Origin of the sequence: Gordonia sp. AC31 (genome assembly GCF_031844505.1) — a bacterium.
GTDB lineage: Bacteria > Actinomycetota > Actinomycetes > Mycobacteriales > Mycobacteriaceae > Gordonia > Gordonia hongkongensis.
The window spans coordinates 227,816-238,878 of sequence record NZ_JAUZVK010000002.1 but is presented as its reverse complement, the minus strand read 5'-3'; the positions used below and the strand labels follow the sequence as shown (position 1 = coordinate 238,878).

Below are 11,063 nucleotides of genomic sequence, written 5' to 3'. Positions count from 1 at the left end.
ACCGTTGCCCACGTCCGCGCGGTCGCCGCCCGGCGGGCGCCTTGCTTGGCTGCGCAATGGCCGCGTCGCTCACGGTGACGGCCCCGGCCGTGGCCCAGGCGGTCTCACCCGGGGTGGCCCTGCCCGTCCCGGTGGTACCCTCCTCATCGACGTCGGGAGCACAAACACTGCCCGGCAACGCTTTCCGCATCGCGCAGATCGACGCCGCACTGGTCTCGGATGCGGCGCCGGTGGTGGTCGGGTCATGGCCGGAAGTGACGTCGGTCGTCCCGACACCGGGGCCGCGGCACCTGCGGCCACTCGGTTCGGTGGCGGTGCCGGTCGCCGATGCCGGGGACCGGGTTCGGGTCGGCAACCTGGACCTGACCCGTCCGCGAGCGGTGTCGCCGCAACTGGCCGCGCAGATCTCGGCGGGAGCCGGCGAGATCGTCCGAGGAATCTCGGATGTGTTGCAGAGCAACGGCGTACCGGTCGCGCGCGCCGACCGGGTGGCCGAGCAGATGGTCGGTGACGCCGCGGTCGGTGGCGTCATCGGAGCCGGGGTGGCAGCACCCCTCGCCCTCGCGGTCGGCGGTGTGGTGGGTGCCCCCTTGGGTCTGATACTCACGTTGCCGTTGTGGCCCACCGGACTCGTCGTCGGTCCCGTGGTCGGGACGGCTCTGGTCGCCACCCTCGTCGCGCTGCCCGCGGTCGCGGCCGGTGTCGCGATCGGCGCCGCGCACGGCTACGACAAGGGTTGGAAGGTGCCGGTCGACAAGCCGCGACACCTGCGCGCGGACGCCACCGAGGTGTCGGCCGAGCGGGTCGTACCGCATCAGCCGCGGCACGCCGCCCCGGAGCCGGTCGTACCGCAGGTCACCGGGCCGGTCGGCCGGCAGCTCGCCCCGACCCCCGCGGTGAAGCAGGTCGAACCCATGCGGGGTGTCGGGAGTGGTCCGGCGGACTGCTCGATCGTGCGCAAGATGGAGGTGGCGCTGCAGGGTGGCGTGATCGGAACCTGCTAGCCGTCACGCTCGCGGGGATCCCGTAGCGACGTGGGCCATGTGCGCTCTGTTGCTACAGGATTCGCGAGATCGCGTCGACGACGGTGGCGGCGAGACCGGCGGCCGTGTGTTCGCCGAGCTCGCCGCGCTGTTCGTCGGCGCGCATCATGATGACCGACTCCACCAGGCGGAAGGGGAGCAGCGTCCGCTTGTCGGTGGAGTCGCCGAGTGCCGCGGCCGCCAGGGCGGCATAGGAGTCGGCCAATTCCTGCCGTGCTGAACGGAATTCGACGAAACGCTGGTCGGCGACCTCGGGCAGCAGGTACAGGGCGCCGAGGTTCCAGCGCGACTGTGCCAGCTGATCGACATCGAAGCGCGCGAGCTCCAGCAGCCGCGCGAGCGCGGGTCCATCCCCGTCGAGGAGTACCCGCGCGCGGTCGAGTGAGGCGACGACTGTCGTCTCCAGCAGGGTCGCGAGAATGTCGTCTTTGGTGCCGAAGTAGTGGTACATCGACGCCTGTCGGATGCCGACCGCCTCGGCGATCATGCGTGTCGACGTCCCGGTGTACCCGTGGCGGGTGAACAATTCGGCAGCGGCGTCGAGGATTTCCTCGCGCGCGGTCTGCCCGCGGCGTCGGGCCTGGACCAGGCGCGGGCGGCCGCGGCCGGTCGGCGTCGGGGCCGTACTCGAGCCGGACGGCATGTCGTCTCCTCAATTGCGTCAACAGATCTCGCAACCCGGGCATCTTGTGACCCGGATTTCTCGACCCTAGCCGACAGACCGCGTGCTTCGGCTGTTCGCGGACCCGCCGACCGGGGAAATCCCAGGCGCGTTACGCGGACGTAACGGGAGTTTTCACGACCGGAACAATTCTGTCAATCGATAGAAATCAGCGAGGGCTTACCTATCAGGTGACAGGAAACAGTGCCTGCCTCAACCGTGCTCAACGTGGAGCTTTCTCTCAGAAAGGAAGACCACGCATGACCTCCACCCCCGAAGTGGCTCCCGCGCCATCGCCCTCCTCGGCCGCTGGATCATCGTCCGGCCCGGGCGCCGGAGATGCCGACGCACACGACCTCTCGGCACTCGGCTACGACCAGCAACTCCATCGTTCGCTCGGCAAGTTCGCGTCCTTCGCCGCCGGGTTCTCGTTCGTCTCGATCCTGACCACCATCTTCCAGTTGTTCGGTCTGGGTTTCGGTTTCGGCGGCCCGGCCTTCTTCTGGACCTGGCCGATCGTCTACGCCGGCCAGTTCCTGGTGGCGCTGTGCTTCGCCGAAATCGCGGCGCGATACCCGATCTCGGGCGCGATCTACCAGTGGTCCCGCCGAATGGGCGGCGAGGTCGTCGGTTGGTTCGGCGGCTGGTTCATGATGATCGCGCAGGTCGTCACCGCTGCCGCGGCCGCGATCGCCCTGCAGGTCGTCCTGCCGTCGATCTGGATCGGCTTCCAGATCATCGGCGACGACCCAACCCTCACCACCACGAGCGGTGCGGCCAACGCGGTGCTGCTCGGCTCGGTTCTGCTCGTCATCGTGACCGCGATCAACTGCATCGGTGTCCGGTGGATGAGCCGGGTCAACAGCATCGGCGTCGTCTGCGAACTCGTCGGTGTCGTCGCGGTGATCCTGGCACTGTTCACCCACGCCCAGCGCGGTCCCGACGTCGTCTTCGACACCGGCGTTCCCGGTCAGCAGCCCGGTTACATCTGGGCGTTCATCGTCTCCGGTCTGATGGCCGCGTACGTCATGGTCGGTTTCGGGTCGGCGGGTGAGCTGGCCGAAGAGACGAGGGACCCGCGCCGCGTCGCACCGCGCACCATCCGGATGGCGCTGACCGTCTCGGCCATCGGCGGCGGACTGATGCTGCTCGGCACCCTGATGGCGGCACCCACCCTCGATGAGCAACTCGCGACCGGCGGTCTGCCGTACGTCCTCGATTCCGTGCTCGGCAGCTTCTGGGGCAAGGTCCTGCTCGCCGACGTGGCGGTGGCCATCTTCATCTGTACCCTCGCCATCCAGACCGCCTGCTCGCGTCTGATGTTCTCCATGGCTCGCGACGGCCGGCTCCCGTTCTCGGCGCAACTGGCACATGTCAACAGCCGCACCGGGACCCCGATCCTGCCGTCGATCCTGATCGGTGTGCTCTGCATCGGCATCCTGCTCGTCAACGTCGGCAACTCGGCGATCTTCGCGACCCTCGCCAGCGTGTGCATCATCCTGATCTACCTCGCCTACCTGGCCGTCACCGGCCCGATGCTCTACCGGCGGTTCCAGGGCTGGCCGCATCGCGGCGGCCGGGACACGCCGGCCGTCGACGCCGGTGGCCGAAAGCTGTTCAGCCTGGGCCGATTCGGTATCGTGGTGAACGCCCTCGCGGTGCTCTACGGCGTCCTGATGGTGATCAATCTGGCGTGGCCGCGGGCCGAGGTCTTCGACCCGTCCGGTGAGATGCCGATCCTCCGCTGGGCCGGCCCCATCTGCATCGTGGCGACCGTCCTCGTCGGCATCGCCTGCTACCCCCGCGGAAAAGAACACCCGCGACCGGTGACGACCTCCCCGTCCGCCTGATGCCCCCTTGCTCCCTAATCCGAAAGAACCGCACAACCACTGCTCCCTGAGGAGCGCCCGGAGCTTGCGGAGGGCGCGTCACGAAGGGTCTGGCGAGACGAGTTGCGAAGACCCTTCGTGACGCTCGCAAGCTCGCTCCTCAGGGAGCAGGGGGAGACGCTCGGAAGCTCGCTCCTCAGGGAGCAGGGGGAGACGTTCGCTAGCTCGCTTCTCGGGGAGCAGGGTGGCACCCGAACACCATCTACAACAAGGAGTTCCGAATGAGCACGATCACCGCGGCGGGTACCGGCACCACCACCGGCGCCCGCGAACACGCCCGTGCGCAGGCCGGTGCCATCACCGACAGCATGCCGGTGGTGCCGCCATCGGCCTGGCCCAACCCGCCCGCAGACGTCCCGCCCACCTCGCTGACCTGGGCGGAGACGGTGCCCGGTGGCCGCTACACCAGCAAGGTCCTGGCACGGGGAACCCGGTTGCGGCTCACCGATGTGGCCGGCGCGGCCTGCGCACATCTGCTGCTCTGGCGCGCCGACGCGCCGTGGGAGCGTCTCAACGTCGCCGACACCGTGAAGGTCCCGTGGCAGGCGTACCTGGGTGCGGGTCATCCGCTCCTCAGCGATCAGGGCCGCGTGCTCGCGACCGTGGTCGCCGACGACTCCGGTCACCACGACGCCCTGTGCGGTACCTCGACCCTCGCGGGCAATACCGCGAGATATGGAGCCGGGGAGGTGCATTCGGGTAGTCCGGCCGGACGTGAGCTGTTCACGCTCGCGGCCGCGAAGCACGGTCTGACACCCACGGATGTGGCGCCGTCGCTGTCGTTCTTCCACGGCGTCACCGTCGACGCCGACGGGACACTGCGCTCGACCGGCAGCGCGGGCCCCGGGCGTTCGGTCGATCTGATCCTGCATCTGCCGTGCACAGTCGCGATCGCCAACACCGCGCATCCGCTCGACCCGTCGCCGCATTTCGACACCACCTCGCTGGAAGTGCTGGCGTGGCAGGCGAAGAGCGACCTCGACACGCTGCTGGCCGAGGTCGCCGGCACCGACCCCGAGTACCAGCGCGCGGTCGCCAACTCCGAAGACGTCTGGGCCGCGGCTCATCACTGAGCCGACCCACAGAGAGGACCACCCATCGTGACCGAGACAAACACCGCACTCATCACCGATTTCGCCTCGCCGCCCGCCGCCGAACTCGCTCTCGTCCCCGGCGCCGTCGTCGACGACGCGCATGTGGGCGACCGGGCTCCGTGGTCGGGCGTCGTCGCCGCCGGCGACGTGCTGACCATCGTCGACCTGCACGGCAACCAGGCCGTCGACACGCTGTTCTACGCCGCCGCCGACACTGCCCAGCGGTATTCGGCCCAGGCGACGATCGCCGCGCAGGGCAACATCTTCCTCACCACCGGCAGCGTGATCCGTGACCACGACTCCACTCCGCTGATGACGATCGTCGCCGACGAGGTCGGCAACCACGACACCCTCGGCGGCGCCTGCTCGCAGGAATCCAACACGCTGCGCTACGGCCACCACACCAAGCACCAGCACGCATGCGTCGAGAACTTCCTCATCGAGGGCAGCCGGCACGGCCTCGGCAAGGCCGACCTCGTCGGCAACGTCAACTTCTTCATGAACGTCCCCATCGATCCCGACGGCTCGCTGGGGATCGTCGATGGGTTGTCCGCCCCCGGCAAGCGACTGGCGCTGCGCGCCGAGGTCGACACCCTCGTGCTCATCTCGAACTGCCCGCAGATCAACAACCCCTGCAACGGATTCGATCCGACGGCGGTGCGCGTCATCGTCACCCGGCCGTCCTGACCTCCGTTCACCTCCACGCCCCCGGGCGTCGCCTGACTCCGACGAGGATCCCACCATCATGTCTGCCACCACCACGGGCGCGGTGACCGTACTGCGGTCCGGTCCGCTCACCACCATCCAGGACTGGCCCGGCCGGGTCGGGTACTGGAAGGTCGGCGTACCCCCCTCCGGTCCCATGGACGACCTGTCCTTCCGGCTCGCCAACATCGCTGTCGGCAATCCGGGGACGGCAGCCGGTCTCGAGATCACGCTGATGGGGCCGGCCCTGCGGTTCGACCGGTCCGCGGTCGTGGCCGTCACCGGGGCGCCGGTCCCGGTGACGATCAACGGAACGGTTGCACCGCAATGGGTTCCGCTGACACTCGAACCAGGTGACGTGCTCGACATCGGATCGATCGGCACCCTCGGCATGCGGGCGTATCTGGCGGTGGGGGGCGGGTTCGACGCCGCCGATCACCTCGGGAGCCGCTCCACCTTCACCATGGGCAAGTTCGGCGGGCTCGACGGGCGGGCACTGGTGGCCGGCGACGATCTCGCGTTGCTGGGTGCGCCGGCCGGCGCACCCAGGCGCATCCTCTCCGACGAGCAGCCGGCGTTCACCAACAGCTGGCAACTGGCGGTGACCGTCGGACCCCACGGCGCCCCGGAGTTCTTCACCGAGGACGACATCGCCGATCTGTTCGCGACCGACTACGAGGTGCACTTCAACTCCGACCGGACCGGTATCCGGCTGATCGGCCCCAAACCCCGATGGGCGCGCGACGACGGTGGCGAGGCCGGCCTGCACCCGTCGAACATCCATGACACCGCCTACTCGGTCGGCGCCCTCGACTTCACCGGGGACACACCGATCCTGCTCGGCCCGGACGGCCCGAGTCTCGGTGGATTCGTGTGCCCGGTGACGGTCACGACCGCGCAGCGCTGGAAGCTCGGCCAGCTGAAGCCGGGTGACACGCTCCGGTTCGTCGCGGTGCGCGGTGACCGTGCGGCCTCGCCCGCCGAGGTGGGGCTGGGCCGGCGGGCGTGCTTCGTCGACGTCCTGTCGTCGGGCGGCGACGCCGACAACGGAATCCTGGGCACCACGACGACCGCCGACGGATCGACCACCGTCACCTACCGCCGGTCCGGCGACGACAACGTGCTCGTCGAGTACGGCGAGATGCACCTCGACCTGGCCCTGCGGGCCCGGGTACATGCGCTGGCCGAGCGGATCGCCGCCGAGAAGCCGCGCGGGCTCATCGATCTCACGCCAGGAATCCGCTCCCTGCAGGTGAAGGCGGACCCGGACGTGTGGTCGCAGGCGCACATGCTGGAGTGGCTGACCGAATGCGAGAGCCAACTGCCGGCCGCCGAAGACCTCGTGGTGCCGAGCCGCACGGTGCACCTGCCACTCTCATGGGACGACCCGGCCACTCGCGAGGCGATCGAACGGTACATGCTCGGCGTGCGGTCCGACGCCCCGTGGTGTCCGTGGAACATCGAGTTCATCCGCCGGATGAACGGCCTGGACTCCGTCGACGACGTGTACCGCACGGTCTTCGACGCGAGCTACCTCGTGCTCGGCCTCGGCGACGTCTATCTCGGTGCGCCGGTGGCCGTTCCGCTGGATCCACGCCACCGCCTGGTCACGACCAAGTACAACCCCGCCCGCACCTGGACCCCGGAGAACGCGGTGGGTATCGGCGGCGCCTACCTGTGCATCTACGGCATGGAAGGCCCGGGCGGTTATCAGTTCGTCGGACGGACAACCCAGGTGTGGAATCACCGGCATCCGTTGCCGGCCCCGGGTTTCGATCCCGAACATCCGTGGCTCCTGCGGTTCTTCGATCGAATCCACTGGTATCCGGTCAGCGCCGAAGAGCTCTTGGACATGCGGGCCGACGTCGCCGCCGGGCGCGGCGACAGCACGAAGATCGTCGACGGTGAGTTCTCGCTGGCCGCGCACCAGCGCTTCCTCGACGAGCACGCCGGCGACATCGCGGCTCGCCGGGAGACGATGGAGATCGCCCGTGCGGAGGAGCGCGAGAGATGGTCGTTACAAGGTGAATTCGCTGCGCGAGCGGCCGGTGTGAGCGTGGCCGACGGCGGAGCGTCGGAGCGCGCGGACGACGAGGAGCGGGTGGCATGAGCAGGATCGACGAGGTGTACGCGCGGATCGCCGAGGCGGATCGTCCGGAGGTGTTCATCACGCTCCGGCCCGAGGCCGAGGTGCGTGCCGAATACGAGCGGTCCGTCGCGACCGGCGGCCCGCTGGCGGGCATTCTTCTCGCGGTCAAGGACAACGTCGACGTCGGCGGTCTGCCGACCACCGCCGGGTGTCCCGGTTTCGCTTTCACCCCCAAGGCCGATGCGCCCGCGGTCGCCGCCCTGCGTGCGGCCGGCGCGGTGGTGCTGGGCAAGACCAATCTCGACCAGTTCGCGACCGGACTGGTGGGTACGCGCAGTCACTATGGTGCGGTGCGGGATTCCCGACGCCCCGACCGCATCTCGGGTGGATCGAGCTCGGGGTCGGCGGTGGCGGTGGCCCTCGGATTCGCCGACATCGCCATCGGGACCGACACCGCCGGGTCGGGTCGGGTGCCGGCGGGCCTGCAGGGCATCGTCGGTGTCAAGCCGACCCTCGGTGTCGTCTCCACCGACGGAGTCGTACCCGCCTGTCGGAGCTACGATGTCCTCACCATCTTCGCCGCCGACCTCGCGCTGGCCGACCGATCGGTTGCGGTGATGGCGAAAGCCGCTGGGACACGCCCCTTCCCGAAGTCTATGCCCTACGCCGCGCCCGAACGCCCGGTCGTCGCCGTGCCCACCGAGCTGCCCGGTCTGGACGACAGATGGCGCGCCGCGTTCGACGACGCGGTGCATCGTGCCGAGGCGGCGGGGCTCATGATCAAGACCATCGACCTGTCGCCGTTCCTCGAGGCCGCCCGGCTCCTCTACGACGACGCGCTCGTCGCCGAGCGATACGAGGCGGTGGGGGAGTACCTCGATTCCGTTGCCGATCCCGGCGCCGCCGGCCTCGATCCGACGGTGTCGGCCATCATCGGTGCGGCGGACCGTTTCTCGGCGGTCGACCTGTTGCGCGCCCGTTGTCGGCTTGCGGACCTTCGTGCGGCGGCGATGGACCAGTGGGGCGATGCGACGGTCCTGATGGTCCCGACCGCGCCGGCGCACCCGACGCTCGCCGAGGTGGCCGCCGATCCGGTGGGCGTGAACTCGCGGATGGGCACGTACACCAACTTCTGCAACCTCTTCGACCTCTGCGGACTCGCGGTGCCGGCCGGGACGGTCATCGAAGGAGACGGCAGCACAGCCCAGTTCGGCGTCACGTTCCTGGGCGTCGCGCATGCCGACGCCGTGCTCGTCGACGTGGCACGTCGCTTCGTCGGTGACGACTCGGTGGCGTCCTCCTGGGCGGAGCCCGACGATGCGATCGAACTCGCGGTCTTCGGGGCGCACATGCGGGGTGGGCCTCTGACGCACGAGCTCAGCGAACGGGGTGCCCGGTGGGCCGGCGAGGTCACCACGACCCAGTCGTACCGTCTGGTCGCACTTGATACGACCCCGCCCAAACCGGGACTGATCCGCGATCCCGAGGCCGGCCGTGCGATTCGCGGCGAGGTGTGGACGCTCGCCCCGTCGGCGCTGGGGGAGTTCCTGGCCGCCCTGCCCGAGCCGATGATGCTGGGCAAGGTCGAGATCGCCGCGGGAGAGAGCGGTCCTGCCCGCTGGCTCGTGGGATTCGGGTGCGCCGCCGACGCCGGTGCCACCGGTCAGGGTCTCGATCGCGACCGCTGGTAGGGGTGGGACGTCTGACCAGAACCGCCGATTCGTGCCATTTCCTCCGATCGACCATCTGTTCACCGAGCGTGATGATTCACTTACTCAGCTCGGGCGGTCGGGGAGAAGAGGGTGGGACGGATGACCAGGTTGGGGCGCAGCGGAATTCAGCGATCGGAGAAGGTCGCTCGACGCGAGAACCGGAAGCAGCGGCGGCAGCATCGTGCGATCGCGGGGGCGGCCGCGTTGGCGACCGTAGCCGCGATCGGAGCGGGGCAGGTCGCGGAGCCGACGGTGGCCGAGGCCGCGGTGATACCACCGGCGATCGGCGAACTCGACGACTGGCTGAACGGTTTCAACAGCGGAAACCCGCTCGGCAGTCTGATCTCCGAGATCGGGAACGGCGCGCTCGCCGACATCGCGGAGCAGTGGCGCATCCAGAGCTGCCTGTCCGGCGGCGTCCGGGACGGGGCCGACTGCTCTCAGTCGAGCACCGAGCTCGGCGGCATCGGACTCGCCGTCGTCCTGCCCGACCGCATCGAGGTGGTGCCGGTCGCGATCTACGATCCGGTCAAGCAGGTGTTCGACACCGTGTCCGGTTCGGTCCTCGGCGACATCCTCCGCTTTCTCGGCATCGACCTGCCGCCGACGATGACCGACGGCCCCGCCACCGAGGGTTCGGCGACGGTCGCCGGGAACGGCTTCCAGTTCGCGCTCGCATACCGTGGCGGCGACGCAACTGCGACATCGTATCTGCCGCTGAGCATCGCGACCGCGGGGGCGAGTGACGGACGGACGGCGAGGTCGTTCGCACTGATCGGGATGGCACACGCGTGGAACACCGGGCCGCTCGACGTCACGGTCCTCGGCGAGACGATCACGACGATCCCCGGCGTCCAGGGCGTGGGTTGCTATGGCGGCCTCACCGGTGCCTATGCCGACGGCGTCGGAGCCTGCGCGAACGTGCTGGGCACCTTCGACTTCCGGTGGCAGCAACCGAACGGCGAACTCCAGTTCGCGCTCACTGACCCGACAGCGCTGATCGCCGATCCGGGAGGGGTTCTCGGCGGACTCGGCGCCGACGTTCTCGAGGGTCTGCTCGCCGGCGCCCTGAGTGGTTCCGGAATCGACTTCGACGGCGACTGGATGTCGCTTTCCAAGGACTTCGCCCGCCTGAGCATCGGGGGCGACTACGACCTGTTCAGCGGGAACTTCCTCCGGCTGACGAGCGATTACGGATTCACGGCTCCGATCACCGTCGACTGGCTGGGTTCGACCGTCACCTTCCGGCCGCTGGTCGAGGTCAACGGCGAGCTCCGGCCGAATCGACTGGGCATGCCGGTCATCGAATTCGGGCAACTCGACACCGGCGAACTCGTCCCCGTGATCCGCATCCCGAGTTACGAGTTCCCGTTCGGCCTGCCCGCCACCGATCCAATAGACACCGGCGCGTCGAACACTGTGGCGCGCACGAGCATGTCGGTCGTCGACACATCGGCGGATTCGGCCGCCACCGACGATGAGACCGACGAGGCCGATAGCTACGTCGGCAAGCACCGCTCGGCGGAGAACTCCTACGTCGGCAAGCACCGGGCGCCGGCGACCTCCGAAGAGGGTGGCGTCGGGAACTCGGATGCCGGAGACTCCGACGCGCCCGAGCCCGGCGGCTCGGACTCCGACACCTCGGATCCTGACACTTCGGATTCCGACGGAGCCGGTTCCGACGCCGCGGACTCCGACGCCGCTGATTCCGACACCTCTGATTCCGATGGCAACGACTCCGGTAGCGACTCGGACTCGAGCGCCGATTCCGATTCCGGCAGCGATTCCGAAGATGCCGCGGCCTGATCCGAAAGTGTTCCAGGCTCGCTGCGCTCTGAGGGGAGGGGGCCGGGCCGGGGCTGACTCACCG

8 protein-coding genes are annotated in these 11,063 nt (G+C 69.0%); 7 read left to right on the top strand and 1 reads right to left on the bottom strand.

Annotation, left to right across the window (positions count from 1 at the left end; translation table 11 throughout):
- Positions 1-56 precede the first annotated feature (56 nt).
- Positions 57-1,004 carry a hypothetical protein gene (locus tag Q9R39_RS03770; protein ID WP_374193872.1) on the top strand — a complete coding sequence of 316 codons (948 nt, stop codon included), beginning with the start codon at positions 57-59 and terminating at the stop codon, positions 1,002-1,004.
- A 52-nt stretch (positions 1,005-1,056) separates the two neighbouring features.
- Here Q9R39_RS03770 and Q9R39_RS03765 read toward each other — a convergent pair whose 3' ends face one another.
- Entirely contained in the window at positions 1,057-1,686 is a 630-nt protein-coding gene (locus Q9R39_RS03765) for a TetR/AcrR family transcriptional regulator (RefSeq protein WP_058253821.1), read from the bottom strand.
- 278 nt (positions 1,687-1,964) lie between these two features.
- On the opposite strand from Q9R39_RS03765, the gene Q9R39_RS03760 reads away from it, so the two are divergent.
- The 6 genes from Q9R39_RS03760 to Q9R39_RS03735 all read left to right on the top strand — a co-directional run bounded on the left by Q9R39_RS03760 (position 1,965) and on the right by Q9R39_RS03735 (position 10,999).
- Positions 1,965-3,554: an amino acid permease gene (locus tag Q9R39_RS03760; protein WP_165629685.1), complete on the top strand. Its 1,590-nt coding sequence runs from the start codon at positions 1,965-1,967 to the stop codon at positions 3,552-3,554.
- A gap of 260 nt (positions 3,555-3,814) precedes the next feature.
- The gene (locus Q9R39_RS03755) at positions 3,815-4,666 is read left to right on the top strand and encodes an urea amidolyase associated protein UAAP1 (RefSeq protein ID WP_078113647.1); all 852 of its coding nucleotides are present in this window, start codon (positions 3,815-3,817) and stop codon (positions 4,664-4,666) included.
- Positions 4,667-4,693: 27 nt separating this feature from the next.
- Positions 4,694-5,374: an urea amidolyase associated protein UAAP2 gene (locus Q9R39_RS03750; protein WP_078113648.1), complete on the top strand. Its 681-nt coding sequence runs from the start codon at positions 4,694-4,696 to the stop codon at positions 5,372-5,374.
- A 58-nt stretch (positions 5,375-5,432) separates the two neighbouring features.
- Complete coding sequence (locus tag Q9R39_RS03745; protein WP_078113649.1) at positions 5,433-7,502, top strand: 5-oxoprolinase/urea amidolyase family protein; 2,070 nt, start codon at positions 5,433-5,435, stop codon at positions 7,500-7,502.
- Entirely contained in the window at positions 7,499-9,172 is a 1,674-nt protein-coding gene (gene atzF / locus Q9R39_RS03740) for an allophanate hydrolase (RefSeq protein WP_311277122.1), read from the top strand. The genes Q9R39_RS03745 and atzF overlap by 4 nt, the downstream gene beginning before the upstream one ends.
- 120 nt (positions 9,173-9,292) lie before the next feature.
- Positions 9,293-10,999 carry a hypothetical protein gene (locus Q9R39_RS03735; RefSeq protein ID WP_078113651.1) on the top strand — a complete coding sequence of 569 codons (1,707 nt, stop codon included), beginning with the start codon at positions 9,293-9,295 and terminating at the stop codon, positions 10,997-10,999.
- Positions 11,000-11,063 lie beyond the last annotated feature (64 nt).